12 protein-coding genes are annotated in these 18760 nt (G+C 63.6%); 4 read left to right on the top strand and 8 right to left on the bottom strand.

Annotated features, from left to right (window positions below; genetic code table 11):
- Positions 1 to 60 precede the first annotated feature (60 nt).
- From N688_RS12425 to N688_RS12445, 5 genes are all read right to left on the bottom strand, one after another.
- Positions 61 to 1668, bottom strand: a complete 1608-nt coding sequence (locus N688_RS12425; protein ID WP_052889578.1) for a hydantoinase B/oxoprolinase family protein — start codon at positions 1666 to 1668, stop codon at positions 61 to 63.
- Positions 1662 to 3764, bottom strand: a complete 2103-nt coding sequence (locus N688_RS12430) for a hydantoinase/oxoprolinase family protein (RefSeq protein ID WP_081838794.1) — start codon at positions 3762 to 3764, stop codon at positions 1662 to 1664. The genes N688_RS12425 and N688_RS12430 overlap by 7 nt, the downstream gene beginning before the upstream one ends.
- A gap of 90 nt (positions 3765 to 3854) precedes the next feature.
- Positions 3855 to 4670, bottom strand: coding sequence for a putative hydro-lyase (locus N688_RS12435; RefSeq protein ID WP_202901912.1), 816 nt, complete (start codon positions 4668 to 4670; stop codon positions 3855 to 3857).
- A gap of 62 nt (positions 4671 to 4732) precedes the next feature.
- Entirely contained in the window at positions 4733 to 6049 is a 1317-nt protein-coding gene (locus N688_RS12440; RefSeq protein ID WP_081838795.1) for an MFS transporter, read from the bottom strand.
- 354 nt (positions 6050 to 6403) lie between these two features.
- Positions 6404 to 7735, bottom strand: a complete 1332-nt coding sequence (locus N688_RS12445; protein WP_156025403.1) for an ROK family protein — start codon at positions 7733 to 7735, stop codon at positions 6404 to 6406.
- A 537-nt stretch (positions 7736 to 8272) separates the two neighbouring features.
- Between N688_RS12445 and N688_RS12455 the strand changes: the two genes are divergently transcribed.
- From N688_RS12455 to N688_RS12470, 4 genes are all read left to right on the top strand, one after another.
- Positions 8273 to 9610 carry an ABC transporter substrate-binding protein gene (locus N688_RS12455; RefSeq protein ID WP_052889581.1) on the top strand — a complete coding sequence of 446 codons (1338 nt, stop codon included), beginning with the start codon at positions 8273 to 8275 and terminating at the stop codon, positions 9608 to 9610.
- A 259-nt stretch (positions 9611 to 9869) separates the two neighbouring features.
- Positions 9870 to 10754, top strand: coding sequence for a carbohydrate ABC transporter permease (locus tag N688_RS12460; RefSeq protein ID WP_052889582.1), 885 nt, complete (start codon positions 9870 to 9872; stop codon positions 10752 to 10754).
- A 121-nt stretch (positions 10755 to 10875) separates the two neighbouring features.
- Positions 10876 to 11823: a carbohydrate ABC transporter permease gene (locus N688_RS12465; RefSeq protein ID WP_202901913.1), complete on the top strand. Its 948-nt coding sequence runs from the start codon at positions 10876 to 10878 to the stop codon at positions 11821 to 11823.
- 82 nt (positions 11824 to 11905) lie between these two features.
- Positions 11906 to 14623, top strand: a complete 2718-nt coding sequence (locus tag N688_RS12470) for a glycoside hydrolase family 78 protein (RefSeq protein WP_156025404.1) — start codon at positions 11906 to 11908, stop codon at positions 14621 to 14623.
- Positions 14624 to 14789: 166 nt separating this feature from the next.
- Here N688_RS12470 and N688_RS12475 read toward each other — a convergent pair whose 3' ends face one another.
- From N688_RS12475 to N688_RS12485, 3 genes are read right to left on the bottom strand one after another with little or no spacing between them, the layout of a single operon-like run.
- Positions 14790 to 16370, bottom strand: coding sequence for a DUF4129 domain-containing protein (locus tag N688_RS12475; protein WP_162179554.1), 1581 nt, complete (start codon positions 16368 to 16370; stop codon positions 14790 to 14792).
- Positions 16291 to 17694, bottom strand: coding sequence for a DUF58 domain-containing protein (locus N688_RS12480; protein WP_052889584.1), 1404 nt, complete (start codon positions 17692 to 17694; stop codon positions 16291 to 16293). The genes N688_RS12475 and N688_RS12480 overlap by 80 nt, the downstream gene beginning before the upstream one ends.
- Positions 17691 to 18719, bottom strand: a complete 1029-nt coding sequence (locus N688_RS12485; RefSeq protein ID WP_052889585.1) for an AAA family ATPase — start codon at positions 18717 to 18719, stop codon at positions 17691 to 17693. Before N688_RS12485 ends, N688_RS12480 begins: the two co-directional genes overlap by 4 nt.
- Positions 18720 to 18760: the final 41 nt, after the last annotated feature.

Raw genomic sequence — 18760 nt, forward strand, 5'->3', positions numbered from 1 at the left:
CACTCCTGCAGGAGATGACGATCAGCCTGGTCCAACCCGGCCCGGGCGGGCTAGCCCGCGCTAGGCTCCCTCGGCTGCCGCCAGCGCGGGCGCAGGCGCCTGGCCCCATCCCCCACCACCGGGCGAGGCAATCACCAGGCGATCACCCGGCTCAGCACGAAAATGCACCTTGCCAGGCAGCAAGGTCACCTCGCCATCGCGGCGATAGAGCCAGTTTTCTCCACAGCGCCCCGGCTCTCCCCCTTGCAAGCCATAGGGCGGCAGGCGACGGCGCTCCGTCAACAGCGTCACCTCGGCAGGCGCCTCAAAGCGGATCTCGCGCACCAGCCCATTGCCCCCGCGAGCCTGGCCCACTCCCCCCGACCCGTCGCGCAGCGCATAGCGCGTCACGCGCATCGGATAGGCATACTCGAAGGCCTCCACCGGCGTATTCAGCGTATTGCTCATATGCGTATGCACCCCCGACAGCCCATCGAGGCCCGGGCGGGCCCCCATGCCACCCCCCATTGTCTCATAGTAAGCAAAAGGCTGCTGCGTCCGCGGATCGATTCCCCCGGCAGCAATATTATTCATCGTCCCCTGGCTGGCCGCCGGCACCACCTCCGGCAACGCCTGCGCCAAAGCCCCAAAGATCGCATCGACCAGGCGCTGCGATGTCTCGACATTGCCCTGCGCCACCGCCGCCGGCGGACGCGCATTGACCACCGAGCCCCGCGGCGCAATCACCGTCACCGGCGCAAACGTCCCATGATTCATTGGCGCATCTTCCGGCATCAAACAGCGCACCACATAATAGGTCGCCGAACGCGCCACTGAGGCCACCGTATTGACATTGCCCCGCACCTGGGGCGCGCTCCCCGTAAAGTCCACCGTCAGCTCGCTCCCACGCACCGTCACCGTCACCACAATCGGAATGCACTCCCCCGTGACGCCGTCATCATCCAGATAATCGGTAAAGCGATAGGTGCCATCGGGAATGGCGGCAATGGTGGCCCGCGCCATGCGCGCCGCATAGCCGATCAGGGCCTCGACATGCTCCTCCAGAGCTGCCAGGCCCCAGCGATCAACCAGCTCCTGCAGGCGGCGCGCCGCCGTGCGATTGGCCGCCACCTGAGCCGCCAGGTCGCCACGGCGCTCATCCGGCGTGCGCACATTGCGCAGCAACAAGGCCAGCAAAGCCCGATTGGGCTGGCCCGCCTCCCAGAGCTTGAGCGGAGGAATAATCAGCCCCTCCTGATAGATCTCGGTCGCCAGCGGCATCGACCCCGGCGCCATACCACCGACATCGGCATGATGGGCCCGATTGGCCGCGAAACCGACCAGGCGCTGCTCCTCCTCAACTTCGACAAAGATCGGCGCAATCAAGGTAATATCGGGCAGATGCGTGCCCCCCAGAAAGGGATCGTTGAGAGCGATAATATCGCCAGGCGCAAAATGGTCGAAGGCCACCAGGGCCTCGGCCACCGAATCGGGCATCGAGCCGAGATGGACCGGGATATGGGCCGCCTGGGCTACCAGGCGCCCGCGGGCATCAAAGAGGGCACAAGAGAAGTCGCGCCGCTCCTTGATATTGGGCGAGTAGCTGCTGCGCATCAGCACCGCCCCCATCTCCTCGGCAATGGCCGTCAAGGCGCTGCGAAAGATCTCCAGACTGATGGCATCTACCATATGTGCGACCCCTCCTCAGCAAGCTGAGCTGAAGCGGCCTGCGCGGGCTGACGACGCTGCTGCAGGAGCTGCTGCGCGCCCTCCGGCCCATCTCCGGCCAGCTCAATTAACAGGTTGCCAACAGCATCGACGCGCGCCCTCCAGCCGGGCGGCACCACCGTCGTCGTGTCGTATTGGGTGACAATGGCCGGACCGACGAACTGCACCCCCGGCACCAGCGCGCTCCGCTCATAGATAGCCGCCTCATGCGCCACCGGCCCCCCCTCGCCGGCGAAAATGACCTGGCGCCGTTCCAGCGGCTGAACCACCGCCTCCGGCTGCAGCGGCTGACGCTCCAACACTGGTGGCTCAACGAGGCCGCGCGCCTTGAGACGGACATTGACTACCTGCACCGGCTCATTGGGATCGCTGTAGCCAAAGCGCCGCTCATGGGCCAGATGGAACTGTTGCGCCGCACGCGCGCAGTCGCCCTCGAAAGGAATGGTCAGCTCGTACGACTGGCCGACATAGCGCAGATCGAGATAGCGCTCGATCTGAATCTGCTCCGCCGCGAAGCCCTCAGCTAACAGATCGGCCCGCCCCTGCTCCTCCAGAGCCTGCAGCGCCTCCTCGATCGTGGCCTGGGCCTGCTCCTGATCAATCGGCAGCATCAGCGTGCGCACATAGTCCTTGAGGACGTCGGCCACCAGCATGCCGAGGGCCGAGAGGACGCCCGGAGCCGCCGGGATGAGCACACGCGGGATCGAGAGGGCTGCCGCCAGCTCACAGGCGTGCAGGGGACCAGCCCCCCCAAAGGCCACCAGCGTAAAGTGACGCGGATCAAGCCCACGCTCGACCGAGATCAGACGAATGGCCGCCTCCATATTGGCATTGGCAATGCGCACAATACCCAGAGCCGCCTCTTCCAGCGATGTGCCCAGACGCTCAGCAATCCGCCTCACGGCCTGACGGGCCAGGGCCATATCGAGCCTCCGGCTGCCGCCAAGGAAAGCCTCGGGCAACAGGCGCCCGAGCACCACATGTGCATCGGTCACGGTAGCCTCCGTACCGCCACGCCCGTAGGCCGCCGGTCCCGGGACGGCTCCCGCCGAGCGCGGCCCGACGCGCAGGGCGCCGCCCAGATCGAACCAGGCCAGACTTCCCCCACCGGCACCCACTGTATGGATATCGATCATCGGCAGCTTCGTCGGATGGCCCCCAATGCGCCCATCGGTCGTCTCGGTAATCGCCCCATCGACCAGCGAAACATCGGTCGAAGTCCCCCCGATATCGAGAGCGATCAGGCGCTCGATGCCCGAGGCACGGGCCACAAAGCGCGCACCCACTACCCCCGCCGCCGGGCCGGAGAGCAGCGTCCGCGCCGCCTCGCGCCGCGCCATCGCGCTCGATATCGAGCCACCGTTTGACTGCATGATGCGCAGGCCCGTGCCCGCCGGCAGCGCCTGCTCCAGTTGGCCCAGATAGCGATCGATCAGTGGCCCCACATAGGCGTTGAGCACGAGCGTACTGGTGCGCTCGTATTCGCGAAACTCCGGCAGGACCTCCGCCGAGGCCGAGACGTACCAGCCCCGCTGCCGGGCCGCCTCGGCGACGCGCCGCTCATGGGCTGGATTGGCGAAGCTAAAGAGCAGCACCACGGCCACCGCCTCCACTTCTTCGCGTGCCAGCGTGGCCAGGGCCTCTTCGAGCGATCCCTCATCCAGAGGAATGAGCACCTCGCCGCGCTCATCGAGGCGCTCGACGACCTCAACTCGCCGCTCACGCGGCACCAGCGGCGGCACCTTCTGCACGCGCAGGTTGTAGAGGCTGGGCCGCGTCTGCCGCCCGATCTCCAGCACATCGCGGAAGCCCGCCGTGGTAATCAGACCAGTGCGGGCCCCTTTGCCCTCCAGCACGGCATTGGTGGCCACCGTTGAGCCATGCACCAGCGTGCGCAGGCGCGGCAACGCCCCCAGCTCCTGGAGACCCTCCAGAATGGCCTGCGACGGATCATGCGGCGTCGAGAATACCTTATGAACGCGCAGTTTCCCCTCCTGAAAGAGCACCAGATCGGTAAACGTGCCACCCGTATCAACTCCGGCAAGAATCGCAGTCATTCCTGTACTCCTCGACAGTCCTCTCTCCTCTCCTACGACAAGCAGCAAGCGGGCCAGCCCGGTTCGGCCCGGCCCGCCTCACGCGCTAGCTCAGGGCGCGCCCGTGCTTGTGCGCTGCTCGATCTCCTGGTCGCGCCAATCGGTAATAAACATATACCCTGGGGCATGAGTGATGGCAAGCGGCGGCTGACTCTCCAGGATCACCGCCTGTGGAGTGACGCCACAGGCCCAAAAGACCGGTACCTCGTCGGGGGCCACGGCGATCGGATCGCCCCAGTCGGGCCGGGACAGATCGGCAATGCCCAGAGCCGCCGGCTCGCCGCAGTGCACCGGCGCCCCATGCGCCAGCGGATAGCGCGCCGTCACCGCGCTGGCCCGCGCCACCTGGTCGCCTTTGATCGGGCGCATGCTCACCACCAGCGGCCCATGCAAGCGAGCCGTGGCCTGACAGGGCCGGCCCGTGCGATACATGGCCACGTTGCGCCCTTCCTCCAGATGACGCAGACGGACCCCGGCCTCCAGCAAGGCCCGCTCCGCCGAGAAGGAGCAACCGAGCAGGAAGGCCACCAGATCGGGGCGCCAGAGCGGGAGGAGATCCTCCCGCTCCTCAACCAGCCGCCCCTCGCGGTAGACGCGATAGCGCGGCAGGTCGGTGCGCAGATCGGCTCCAGGCGCCAGATGGCGCGGCTCGGGGTCGCCCGGGGCCGTCATTTCCAGCAGAGGAAGAGCCTGGGGATTGCGCCGACAGAATTCAGCAAACTCCTCAGCCCAGTCGGCGGGCAGAATCACCAGATTGGCCTGCACATAGCCCAGGGCCAGCCCGGTCGTCGGGCGGCGCCAGTGGCCCGCACGGATCAGCTGGCGCGCCTCCGCCGCGCTCAGGCGAGCGAGTTCCTCCATCTGCATGGCAGTCGTCAGAACCTCCTTTCAGATCAAGGCAAGGCACGGCAACAAGTCAGCACCGCGGCCTAATCGACGGCCACCAGACGCTTGCCGCGCGTCTCCGGCAGCAGCAGGAGAGCGATCAGACAGAGGGCATAAGCACAGGCGCCGAAACCGATGGCACCACCCAGGCCAATAGCGCCCGAGAGAAAGCCAATGATCGTCGGGAAGAAGGCCCCCACGCCACGCCCGAAATTGTAGCAGAAGCCCTGGCCAGCCCCACGGGCCCGCGAGGGGAAGATCTCCGCCAGGAAAGAGCCAAAGCCGCTGAAGATACCCGAGGCAAAGAAGCCCAGCGGCGCCCCCAGGACTAGCAGCAGCCCATTTGCCCCCGTCGGGATCTGGGTATAGAGGAAAATCAAGGCGGCGCTACAAATAGCGTAGATGGCAAAGGTCGGACGGCGGCCCAGCCAGTCATTGATATAGCCGCTGGTCACATAACCCACGAAGGAGCCAATAATCACCACCGCCAGGTAGGGAGCGCTGCCCACCACTGAGAGATGGCGCACCGTCTTCAGGAAGGTCGGTAGCCAGGTAAAGATCGCATAATAGCCGCCCTGGGCCCCAATGGCCAGCAAGGTGGCCGGTAGCGTACGCCCAAGCAGGTCCGGCTGAAAAATCTGCAGCAAAGAGCTGCGCGTACTGCGCACCTGGCCCCCGGCAGCTTCTTGCTCAGCGGCGCGCGTCTGCACAAAGACCTCCGGCTCCGGCACACGCGAGCGCACGTAGAGGGTCAGGAGTCCGGGCAAGATACCCAGGCAGAAGGAGATACGCCAGGCAATCGAGGCCGGGAAGAAGGAGAAGACCAGCGTATAGGCTACCAGCGACAGACCCCAGCCGACAGCCCACGAGCTTTGTACCATGCCGAGCACGCGTCCGCGCTGGGCCGGATCAGCGACCTCGGCGATGAGAATGGCACCAGCAGCCCACTCACCGCCAAAGCCCAGCCCCTGCAGCGAGCGGAACAGGAGCAGGAAACCGTAGTTGGGTGCCAGGCCCGAGAGAAAGGTAAAGAGCGAATAGACGGCAATCGTCAGCATCAAGGTGCGGACGCGCCCGATCAGGTCAGCAAAGACGCCGGCCAGGATGCCGCCGAAGGCCGAGACGACCAGCGTCACCGTGGCAATCAGGCCCGACTGACCGGTCGTCAGCCCGAAGGCCGCCGCCGTGGCCGTCAACACAAAGGAAAAGATCTGGTAGTCGAAGGCATCGAGGGCGTAGCCGAGGAAGGCGGCCCAGAAGGCATGCCTGGAAGAGCCGCGCAGGGTGCGATACCAGTCCAGAGAGAGGAGACGGCTACGCTGGGGGGTCACGAGACTGCTGTGGCCTTGCTCAAGGTTCATGGCAGTGGGTCCTCCCGCAAGTCAGCGAAAGACATAAGGCAGACGAGCGGAGCGGAGCGAAGCGAAGCGAAGCCGGACAGACCAGAGCAGGCCCAGGCCTTGCCCCAAGCCTTAAGCGATCCCAAGCCGGGCCGCCCGTGGCCTCTCTTCCCTTCAGCTCAGCTCTGATTTGATAGAGAAGACAGTACCTGAGAGCCGGCCACTGCGCCAGCCCAGCGGGAGGACAAACAGGGATCATCTGCTCTCCTTCCCTTCCCAGCCAACGCCGGAGAGGAGACAAGGAGAGAGCAGAGAGCGAGGAAGAGGAAGGGCCGCGCGCTAGCATAGCAGGCCGGATCAGATCGGGCGGCACCCTCAGCTTTCCAGTAGCCCCTGCTCAGCACGTAGCTGAGCCGGCGGCGCAAAGAAGTGGCGCAGCACCAGGCTGCCCGCTCCGCGGGCCCAGCTCTCGTAGCCCGGCTTCTTGACCGTCAAAAAGCGCAGGCCCCGCCCCATCTGGGCAAAGACATGCTGCTCATAGGTGGTACGCAACGAATCGAGAAGCAGATCGCTGACGCCAAGGGAGGTGTCGGGACTGGAGAGGATGATGCACTCGGGATTGAGCAGATTGACAAGATTGGCCAGAGCTACCCCCAAGAGAAGACCAGCGCGCCCAATGGCCGCCCGCGCCGCCTCTTCGCCAGCCCTGGCCCGCGCAATGACCTCGCCCAGCGTCGGCGTGGGTGGCTGCCAGAGCGGATCAAGCTGCAGCGGGACCGCGCTCGCCGCCTGAACAGCCTCCAGATAATTCTGGACAATACCGCTCTCCGAGACATACGTCTCCAGACAGCCGCGATTTCCACAGTTGCAGCGCCGCCCATCGAGGGCAACCGCCGTATGACCGAACTCACCCGCCCCCCCGAAGGCCCCTCGATAGAGGTCGCCGTTGAGGATCAAACCCAGGCCCACACCACGCCCAATGGCCACAATCAGCGCATGATCGCAGGTCCGCGCCAGCCCAAAGAGCTTCTCGTAGATCGCCAAACAGTTGACGTCGTTATCGACAAAGACCGGTAGACCCAGCCGCTCCTCCAATGGCTCCCTGATCGGCAGCTCCTTCCAGCCGAGAATGTGCGACTGTAAACACCAGCCCCGTTCGGCATCGATCAGGCCACTGAGTCCTAGCCCTAGCCCAATCACGCGCGCCCGCGGCAGCTCACTACTGCTGAGCAGCTCCTCAACAGAGTCCGCTATCAGTTCCACTGCCCGCTGCTGCTGACCAGCCAGCGTCAACGGCCATTGCCGCGTCTCCACCAGGTCACCCGTCAGATTGACAATGGCCGCCGTCAGCGAATCGGGCTGGGGTATAAGGCCAATGGCAAAACCACCCTCCGGGTGTAGCTCCAGCAGCCCGGCTCTGCGCCCCCCAGTCGATTCCATCCCTTCGCGCTCCAGAATGAGCTGACGCTCCAGCAGGCTATTGACGATCTTAATCACCGTCACCTGGCTCAAACCCGAGAGAGCCGCCAGCCGCGGACGCGAGATCGGGGCATGGGAGCGAATGAGATTCAAGACAATGCTCTGGTTGATCCCGCGGATCAAAAAACGATCCGCCGCCTTCCGAGGTTGTCCCTGCGCGGCCAGTTCCGCCACCACCTTTCTTAAGTTAGTAAGAAAAATGGTAGCGCAAAAAACCTGCGGCGTCAAGCCTGAGTCGCTCCTGCCTCAGCACGCTCTCCATCTCAATAGGCGAAACATCCCCCTTCGCAAGCCCAGTCGTTGCACTGTTGCCCTCGCCCATTGACAAGCCCCCTACGCCTGACTATACTATCTACTAATTCCACTTTACTTAAGTTACTTACTTAACTTGCCAGCGCCAGGAATCTCCTCTGAGAGGCGGGCGGTCAGGAAACCTGTCAGCCGGCTGGCAAGTTTGATAAGCGAGCAGAGAAGCACCAGGAAGAAAAGCGTGGCGCAGGCCCGCCATGCCAGTGGCGGCAGGCGGGTCGGATACCCAGGAAGCGCGCTCATCATGGCAGATCGGACTCACTGAGCGCGAAGGAGTGCGGGCAACGGGGCCCACCCAGGCCCATCCGGGTCGCTGCGAAAAGAGGGGCCGCAGCGAGCCAGCGTTTGTCTGCCTGCCGACGCGAGGTGAGGCGATGCGATGCAATGCAATGCGATGCAATGCAGATGCACTGGCCCTCTTGCTTGGGTCAGCAATCCAGAGGAGGATCGACGCCTATGCAGACCACAGACGATCTCGACCTCAAGGCCCTGCTGAATCGGCGCCAATTCGTGCGCCTGGCTGGGGGCGCCACGCTCGGGTTGGCGGCCCTGCTAAGCGGCTGCGGCGGCGAGTCTGGCGGCGGGAGCAGTGGCTCCGGCTCGCTCGCCATTCACTTCCTCTCGGTCCAGCAAGCTGGCACGGGCTGGCCCCTGGTGCTGCAGACCATCACCGCCGACTACGCCAGGAGCCACCCCGGAGTGAGCTTCACTGTTGACTACATCGCTCAGACGAACCTCTATCAGAAGGTGCAGCTGCTGGCCGGACAGGGCGCTCTGCCTCTGCTCTACAACAGTCCGCCTGTTGACACCCTGCTTCAACTGCAGAAGAACGGCCAGGTGCTCGACCTGGAAGCCACTTTCCGTCAACTGGGGGTGCTCGACCAGCTCGTGCCCGCCGCCGTCACCATCATCAAGCAGCTCTTCAATAACCAGCTCCTGGCTCTCCCCTTTGAGCTAAATATCGAAGGCTTCTGGTACAACAAGAGCATTTTCACGCGCTATGGGCTGCAGCCGCCGCAGACCTGGGACGAGCTGGTGCGCCTGGCCGGGCAGTTGCAGCAGCACGGTCTTCAGCCCTTCGCCGCCTCGGGCATTCAGGGCTGGCCCCTGACACGCCTGATCGGCAACTATCTCTTCCGTAAGTATGGTCCCGAGGCTCTGCTGCGCGTCAAAAGCGGGCAGGCGAAGCTCACCGATCCGGGCTATGTTGAGGCCGCGCAGGCTGTGGCTAACCTGGGGAAACAAGGCTATTTCGGCAAGGGCGTCGCCGAGCTGGATTATGATCCCGCTGAGGATCTCTTCTTACAGGGCAAGGCCGCTATCTTCTATATGGGGAGCTGGGCCTTGCGCGACTTTAACAACCCGGCGCGCAATAAGATCGGGGCCGAGGCCATCGGCTATTTCCCCTTCCCTACGGTGGCCGGTGGCAGCGGCAGCAGTGACCAGGCCCCGATGAACGCCGGCCAGACCACCTCTGTGAACCAGGCCAGATATAATAGTGCCGCCGGCGACTGGCTGGCCTACGTCGCCCGTCACTACGGCGATGTCGCGCTCCAGAAAGAAGGGGCCGTCACCGGTTTCGTCGTCCATCAGCAGCCGGCCTCGGTTCCAGCTTTGACGCGGCTGGTGCTTGAGCTGATCAGCCAGGTGAAACAGCCGGTGCTCTGGTTCGAGGCCCTTTTCTCGACCAAGGCCACGACCCTGTCGCAGCAGAATGCGGCTCCCCTGGTGACCGGAGCGATGTCACCGCAGGATTTCATGGCCGCCATTCAGCAGGCGCTTGACCAGGGCTAATCTTCCTCCGCACGGCAGGCGCGCGATCCTGGTGTGAGCGCCGCGTTGTGAGGCGCCGGACCCTTGCCTTATTCGAGCCGGGCCGGGGATGCCCCTTCTCTTGCCTGGCTGTTTGCCCGCCAGCGGTAAGGCTCCGGCGCCTTCCTTACGAGACCACCGCCTTGGGGGAAAAAGAGCCGTCTGCGCTTCCTGTCCTGGGCGGGCTATGCTGACAAGGAGAAGCAAGGAAAGGACAAGCGAGGAAGGGAGTGCTCTTTGTATGGAACAGATCTTGCACAATCGGCGGGCGATCTTGCTCCTGGTGGGGCCGGCTCTGCTGGTCTATAGCAGCGTGGTGCTGCTGCCAGTCGTCTGGTCACTGGTCTATACCTTCTTTGAAGGCAACGTTATCGGTGGCTTCCATTTCGTTGGGCTGCAGAACTACCGCCAGCTCCTGAGTGATGCCGCTTTCTGGCAGGCACTGACTTTTACGCTGAAGTATGCCGTGACGGTGACGGCGGGCCAGATTCTGCTTGGTCTGCTGCTGGCCTTGCTCTATGTGTTCTACCTGCGCCGGGCCTCGGCCCTGGTGCGTACGTTGGTCTTCTTTCCCGTGGTGTTACCGACGGTGGCTGTGGCGCAGCTCTTCGCCAAGATCTTCGCCATCGCTCCACAATATGGCCTGGTGAATGCCGGGCTGGCACTGCTGCATCTTGACGGCTGGATTCAAGCCTGGCTGGGCCAGGGTTCGACGGCTTTTTGGGTGCTGGCTCTCATGGATATCTGGCGCGCAATGGGGTTCTACGCGGTCTTGCTCTACGCGGGTCTGGTGGAGATCCCCGCCGAGCTGATCGAGGCCGCGCGCGTCGATGGCGCCTCCGGCCTGCGCCTCGTCTGGCATGTGGTCCTGCCGCTGCTGCTGCCGATCCTGCTCTCGGCCCTGATCTTCAGTATCAATGGAACGCTGAAGGTCTTTGATAGCGTCCTGGCCCTGACAGGCGGCGGCCCCGGTCAGGCTACTACCCCGCTGACGCTCTATATGTTCAATACGGCTTTTTCCTATGGCCAGTACGGCTACGGCAGCACGCTGGCAATGGCCCTGGCGGTGCTGAGCCTGCTGGTGACCGTCATGATCTTTGGCTCAGCGCGCCGCGATGTGGCTTGAGCCGCGCCTATCAACTAGTCAGCCTGTCTGGCTTACGTCAAGGACCGGCGCCAGTTTCACTGTCGCTGTGAAGCAAGAGATAGGCAGGGAACAATCAGACAAAAGAGGGAGGCCGTTTTCAATGATGCGCTCTGATGTGGCCGCCAGATCGTCTCGGCCTGCTCCGGCCCCTGGTTTCACTCGCGTACCTCGCTGGCCGCCGCGGGGCCAGCGCTCCCGGCAGCCGCGCCGGCGGAGCCACCTGCGTTGGTTGCGGCGCCTTCCTGTGCGCCTTCTCCTGGTGCTCTTGCTCGTGATTGAGGTCTATCCGTTGCTCTGGCTGTTGCTCTCCTCTTTGAAGGAGGACGCGGAGTTCTCGCTCAAACCATTGTGGGCCTTGCCCGCGGGCCTGTACTGGCAGAACTATGTAGAAGCCTGGACTACGGGCAATATCGGCCTCTACTTTCTCAATAGCGTCCTGACCGTCTTTCCAGCTCTGGCGCTGATTCTGGTGCTCAGTGTGCCCGCCGGTTTTGCTCTGGAGGTTATGCGCTGGCGTGGGCGCAATTTCGTACTGTTGCTCTTCCTGGCGGGCATTATGGTGCCGCTACAGATTCTGCTGCTGCCCCTGTTTACGATCTATTTTCGTCTGGATTTGATCGATACACGCTGGGCCTTGATCGTTACGTATACGGGCTTCGGGCTGCCGCTGACGGTCTTTCTGATGGCCGGCTACTTTAAAGCTATTCCGCGCGAGCTGCTGGAGGCGGCTATTCTCGATGGGGCTGGCCTGGCGCAGGTGTTTTTCCGCGTGGCGGTCCCCCTGGTGAGTAATGGCCTGGTGACCGTGGCCCTGGTGCAGTTCTTCTTTCTCTGGAACGATTTGCTTTTCTCGCTGACCTTTATCAGCAGCGACCAATTGCGCACTATTCAGACGGGACTGCTGAACTTCACTGGCCAGTATGGACAGGTGGCCTGGGGGCCGACGTTCGCTGCGGTGAGTCTGGCGGTTTTCCCAACCCTGTTGCTCTACCTGCTGCTCAATCAGCGTGTGATCAAGGGGCTGACTGCTGGTGCTCTCAAGGGTTAAGTCGCCAGGAAGCGAGTGAAGTGAACAGCTCGCGGTCGCTGCCCTTCCGCTGCTGCAATCTCTGTGTCTGTAAGGAGCAAGCATGACCGATCACGAAGGACATCAGTATGAGCGCGACCAGGCGCTGGCCCCCGGCGCCGAGGTTGGAGCAGAGAAAGAGGCGGTGGTGGTACATGTCCGCCGCCTCCGCGTCGAATATCACCAGGAGGCGGCGGTGCTTGGCCTGGGCGTCGAGTGCCCTCGCCTCAGTTGGATTGTTGAGACGGATCGTCCCACCTGGCGCCAGGCCGGCTATGAGGTCGAGGCCTATGATGCCGCTGGCCAGCTTTGGGCGAGCAGCGGCCTACTCCGCTCGCCTGAGTCGGTGCTCGTGCCCTGGCCCTTCGCTCCCTTGCACTCGCGGCAGCGTCTACAGGTGCGGGTGCGCGTCGAGGGGCAGGATGGCAGCCGCTCGCCCTGGAGTGCGCCAGCCACGGTCGAGGCCGGGCTATTGCAGTCCTCCGACTGGGAGGCGCGCTTTATTACGCCCGACTGGGATGAGGATACGACCCGCCCGCAGCCGGCGCCCTTGCTGCGTCGCGAGTTTGAGGTGACGGCGGGACTGCAAGCGGCCCGCCTCTACATTACGGCTCTCGGCGTTTACGAGGCTCAGCTGAATGGGCAAGTTGTTGGCGATCAGGTGCTGGCCCCCGGCTGGACCAACTACGATCAGCGCCTGCTTTATCAAACCTTTGATGTGACCGCGCTCTTGCACGAGGGGCGCAACGCTATCGGGGCGATCGTGGGCGACGGTTGGTTTCGCGGACGCCTGGGCTTTCATGGCGGACGGCGCAACCTGTATGGCGAGCGCCTGGGGCTGCTGGCACAGTTAGAGCTATACTATGCCGATGGACGCTGCGAGCGGGTGGTGACCGACCTGAGCTGGCGCGCCAGCACCGGCCCGATCCGCGCCAGCGATCTCTACGATGGCGAGGAGTACGATGCGCGCCTGGAAGAGGATGGCTGGTCTGAGCCGGGCTACGATGATCGCGCCTGGCGCGGTGTGCGTCTGTTGGAATGGGACCTGACGCGCCTGGCCGCTCCCGAGGCTCCTCCTGTGCGGCGCATCGCTCTCGTAAGACCGCAGGCGATTCTGACGTCCCCCAGCGGGCGTACGATCCTCGACTTCGGCCAGAATCTGGTCGGGCGCCTGCGCCTGCGTGTGCAAGGCGAGGCAGGGCGGCAGATTACGCTGCGCCATGCTGAGATTCTCCAAGAGGGCGAGTTATGCACCCGTCCGTTGCGCACCGCCCGGGCTACTGATCGCTACATCCTGCGCGGCGGCGGCCTTGAGATCTGGGAGCCGCGCTTTACTTTTCACGGCTTCCGCTACGCCGAGGTCGAGGGCTGGCCCGGACCGCTGCAAGTTGATGACATCCAGGCGGTGGTCTGTCACTCCGATCTGGAGCGTACGGGCTGGTTCAGCTGCTCGGAGCCGCTGCTCAACCGCTTCCATGACAATGTCGTCTGGAGCATGCGCGGTAATTTCTTGTCCATTCCAACCGACTGCCCTCAGCGCGACGAGCGCCTTGGCTGGACGGGCGACATTCAGATCTTTGCGCCAACGGCCTGTTTTCTCTACGACTGCGCCGGCTTCCTTTCTTCCTGGCTGCGCGATCTGGCCAGCGAGCAGACGCCGGAGGGTGTTGTTTCCTTCGTGGTGCCCGATGTTCTGCGGCGCATTCCAGCGCTACCTGCAGAGCAGCCGCTGCCGGTGGCGGCCTGGGGCGATGCCGCTGTGCTGGTGCCGTGGACGCTCTACCAGCGCTATGGCGATAGCGAGCTGCTAAGGCGGCAATTTCCCAGTATGCGGGCCTGGGTTGATCTGCTCGATCGGCTGGCTGGCGCGGAACATCTGTGGCGCAGGGGCTTTCAATTCGGCGACTGGCTTGATCCCGCAGCTCCGCCAGAGGAGCCGGCAGCGGCGCGCGCAGCGCCGGAGGTTATAGCGACGGCCTATTTTGCTCGCTCAGCAGAGGTCGTCTCACTGACGGCGGGTGTGCTGGGCCGCCGTGAGGAGGAGGCACACTATCGGGAGCTGGCCGCCCAGGTGCGGGCCGCTTTCCGGCGGGCCTATGTCGGGGCCGATGGCCGTATCCTTAGCGATGCTCCCACCGTCTACGCGCTGGCCTTGCAGTTCAATTTGCTGGAGGATGAGGAACTGCGCCAGGCTGCGGGCCGGCGTCTGGTGGAGCTGGTGCAGGCTGAGGGCTATCACCTGTGCACAGGGTTTGTCGGCACACCCTTGCTCTGTGATGCGCTCTGCCGCGTTGGGGCCGCAGCGGTTGCTTTCCGCCTGCTGCTGCAGCGCGAGTGTCCTTCCTGGCTTTACCCGGTCACAATGGGAGCGACGACCATTTGGGAGCGCTGGGACAGCCTGCTGCCCGATGGTTCGGTCAATCCTGGCGAGATGACTTCCTTTAACCACTATGCGCTCGGCTCGGTGGCCGACTGGTTGCATCGCACGGTTGCCGGTCTGGCACCCGCGGCGCCGGGCTATCGTCGGCTGGTGGTGCACCCGCTGCCGGGCGGCGGCCTGACCAGGGCTGAGGCTCGTCTGCGGACTCCTTACGGCCTGGCGGCGGTGCAGTGGCAGCTTGTCGATGGCTTCTTTGAGCTGATGGTCGTCGTTCCACCGAATACGACGGCCAGCATCGTTCTGCCAGGCAGTGACCAGCCCTACGCCGAGGTGGGGAGCGGTACCCACCGCTGGCGCCTGCCCTACCCTGCCGGAGCCGAGGCGGATTCTATCAGCTCCTAGACCGGAGCCGTGGGTCGCTCAGCTCAGGGCTGGACCCAGGGAGAGATTGGCGGCTTTTCCTCGCACCGCCTGCTCAGCCGGGCCCAGCCCTTGGCTCGTGCGCTCCTCTCTACTGCCGTCCATTGCATTGGCTGGCGCACCCAGCTCCCAGGCCGACGACGATTCGTCAAGGTGAACCTTCGCTTTTCTGTCGAGCATCGAACCGACTGCCCCGGGTTGAGAGGGAAGCGTGCAGTTTCTTCCAGTATTGCTGGAGAGCTGCCAGTCGTCCTGCTTCAGCGGGTCGCCCTCCGTAGCGCTCGGGCAGATAGGCTTGCGTGAGCTGGCCCCCGAACTCTACCAATTGCTGAGCCGAGACCGCTGCCTTATCCTCGCTGACGTTGCCCGTCGCCTGAAGCGAAGCGCGAAGGCGCGCCAGATATTCTTGCGGTGTTTCTGCTGGACAACGTGCCCATGTCCGATCACGGGCAGCCACTTCCTGCAACCAGGCCCGGTAGAGCCAGCGCAGTGAGGTTGGAGCCAGCGGCTCTATCAAGGCTTGCCTTCGACGCTGACGTCGCCTCTGTCTTAGACGTTCGCCGAGTAGCGCCAGTGGATTGAGCATCTCGCGTTCCTCCTCGACCTCAGGTATGAGGGGCCGCCAATGCCCAAGATGGACCACACGGAGCACGAGCCAGAGGAGAGCCCCGATGATCAGGAGAAGCAAGAGCAGACGCCCAGCCATGAGAAGGAGCGGCGGCACAGAGAGATGGCTCTGCCCTTGCTGCGTCAGCAACTGCCGCCGGAGGGTCGCAGGCGAAATCAGGACGGGAGCGGAGGCTGGTCCCCCCTGACGCACAGCGGCCACAACGAGAGCAAAGAGATCAAAGAAAGGCGTCAGTATGAGGACGATGAGCCAGAGGAGGGCCTCGCTTATCCAATCCCAGGCCCTTGCCAAAATGGGAGTGAGCAGCGTGATTGCGCTCTGAAACGTAACGAACGAAAAGATCGTCTCCAGAAGGGCTACCAGCAGCAGGATCAGGAGAGAGAGGAGAAACAGAGCCAGGAGCCAGGGGCGTGTCGGATCAGCAACGGCTCCCGTACCTCCGGCGCGACGCAGACGCTGGCGGCGAATCGTGCTCAGACGTGCCAGCGAGAGCGTCTGCAGGCCGGCGAAGAAGAAGAGTGGCAGCGTCAGACTGAGAGCGGCCAGCAGGTCGCGCCAGGAGGCCAAGAGGGCCAGCATCAGGCTAGCCAGCAGCGCCAGGAAACCCAGGCGGAAGGAGCGCGCCAGCGCTTCATGCTCAAAGCCGAGACGTGCCCGCGCCAAAGCCCGGCGCCAGAGCCAGACGAGGAGCAAGGCAGCCAGGAAAAAATCGATCAGGAATCGGCCTGTCAGTACCTGTGGGAGCAGTGGCCCCCAAACACCTCCCAGAGCCAGCACCAGGGGCAGCAGCCTGGCCGGAGCGCGCCAGCGCGCCAGTGCTGGTCGTCGTTCAGTCCAGGTTTCGACAGAGCGCGCCCACCAGAGCAGAATCAGCCCCCCGAGACAGGCCAGCCAGGCGCTTTGTGGGAAGAGAAGCAAGGGCAATAGCGGCCTGCCTTCCAAGAGCCTGGCAGCCACAAGGAGCAGCGAACTGGCCGGCTGGGCTTCCATCAAGGTGACGCTCAGTGGCAGAGCCAGGCGCTCAAGCCAGTTGGGCGGGCGGCTCGGACTGTGATATCGCTCGGCTCTGTTTTTCCATATCAGCCATCTGGAGCAGCTCACGCCATTGCTCCTTTCCTCGGATATGTTGCACAGGAATCAGTCCAGCGGCCTGCGCCAGCGCCGCCTCAGCTCGCTCATCTCCTTCACCACAGAGCACCAGCTGCACTGCTCTCCCAGAGCGCCGCAGCTCTAGCAGCCGCTCGATGGTACTCTCCTGCAGGACAGCGGCGGCACAGACGAGGATCAGCGTGCCCCCTGTTGACAGAGGCAGTGCCTCCTGCTCCAACAGGGGATCGATGGCAGCTCCCATGTAGGGTAGGAGACGTGCCAGAGTGGTGAGCAGATGTCTCTCCTGCTCGCCACCCCGTGCGCAGGGCACTGTAACGCGCGCATGATAGGTGGCGTCGGCGCTGCGTACCAGTTGACGCCCCTCCTCCAGCTCAGTCTCATCGTCGCCCCAGGGTGCCAACAAGCTGTTGACCAGCAGACCAACCTGGTAGCCGGCTTTCAAGCCCCAGACAGCCAGCGAGGCCGTCAAGCTGATAAGCCACTCCTGCCGCTCAACATCAATACCCATCCACGGCTCACGAAAGGTATTGATGTTGAGCACCAACAGCAGGCGCGCCGTGCTGGCAGGGTCAAAGACCTTGCGATAGAGACCAGCACCACGGGCGCTGGCTTTCCAATGCAGGTAACGGGGGTCATCGCCTGGCTGGTAGGGGCGCACCCCGGCGAAGCGCAGAGGGTCCTCCAGCAAGTGCAGCAGCGAGGTCTGCATCCCAAGAGGAGCCAGAGGCGTCAGTCCAAAGTCTTCGAGCGAAGCCACCAGGGGATAGACTAACAGCCGCACCTGCCGCTCTAGCTGTTCCTGGCGGATGAGCCAGCCGAAGGGATCGCCGGTGCGTACCATGACTGGCCCCAGACTGTAGACGCCCCGCTGGGGACAGTACAATCGGTAGCGACGCCTGACACGCTGAAATCCCCAGATGGCCAGCGTGTTGACAAGCAAGGCCCGCTGCACTTTATAGCTAGGTAGGCTGCGCCCGCTTAAGAGAGGCAGCTGTGCAGGGATCTCGATCTCCACTTCCAGCCACGGTAAAGGCAAGAACTTGCGGTTCTCAACGCCCAGAGTGAGCACAAGCTCCTCTCCCAAGAGGAGAGTGCGGCGATCTAGCTCCAGGTCCAGTCGCAAGTGCTGCAAGGCGCGCCGATACCATAGCTCGGGTACCAGAGCGCAGATCAGCGCAAAAAGGGCCGTCAGGAAGACCAGCGACTGCCGGCTGACGGCGCTCAGCACGAAGAGGGCCACAGCCAGAACCAGCCAGGGACGACGCTTGAGCAGGATCTCGCGCGCCATCTGTTGCGACAGCGTGGGTTCGCTCATGGGCGCTCGCTCCTTGCGCTCCGCCAAGAGTGAGCTGATAGGTCAGGAGTCTCGACCGGAACTGCTGTGCTTTCCAGGATTTCTTGCAGCACCTGCTCGGCTCCCTGACGTTGCAGGCGAGCACGCGTCGTCAGCATCAGACGATGAGCCAGCACGACAGGAGCCAGACACTTGATATCGTCCGGTAACACGTAGTCGCGTCCACGAATGGCGGCGTAGGCAGCGCTGGCACGCTGGAGAGCCAGCGTCCCACGTGGGCTGACGCCCAGACTGATCGCTGGATGATTGCGCGTGGCCCGTACCAGGGTCAGCAGATAGCGCTCGACGTCGGGCTGCCAGTAGAGACGACGAATCTCACGCTGGGTCCTGAGAATAGCCTCCGCGTCAGCTACTGGCTCCAGTTCCTCCAAAGGCTCAACCTCCCTGAAGCGCTGGAGCATCACTAGCTCCTCTTCTTCGCTGGGATAGCCGAGCGGCAGGCGCATCAGAAAACGATCGAGCTGAGCTTCCGGGAGGGAAAACGTCCCTTCCAGCTCAACGGGATTCTGCGTTGCCAGCACCAGATAGGGCTGGGGAAGAGGCCGCGTCTCGCGCTCGATCGTGATTTGCCGCTCAACCATCGCTTCGAGCAGAGCCGCCTGAGCGCGGGGGGTCGCCCGGTTGATCTCGTCGATCAGGACAACATGACTGAAGAGGGGGCCGGGACGGAAGACGAAGGTACTGCTGCGCTGATCGAAGTAGGAAATGCCTGTCATATCGCCTGGCAAGAGATCAGGTGTGCCCTGAATGCGCTGAAAGCTCAGGTCCAACGAGCGCGCCAGCGCTTTCGCCAGCAGCGTCTTCCCAATGCCAGGTACATCCTCTAGCAGCACATGCCCATCGCTGAGCAGGGCCACCAGCAACAGATCAATGACAGCTTCCTTACCAACAATGACCCGCGCGACATTCCGCCGGAGCCTGGCAGCCAGCTCCTGCACCTGCAGGCTGGTATGAATCTGTGAGGCTTTTTTCTCTTCCCATTCCATAGGGCAATACAACCTTATTTCATCGAACATTTCACCATTCA

It is taken from the genome of Thermogemmatispora carboxidivorans (assembly GCF_000702505.1).
GTDB classification, from domain to species: domain Bacteria; phylum Chloroflexota; class Ktedonobacteria; order Ktedonobacterales; family Ktedonobacteraceae; genus Thermogemmatispora; species Thermogemmatispora carboxidivorans.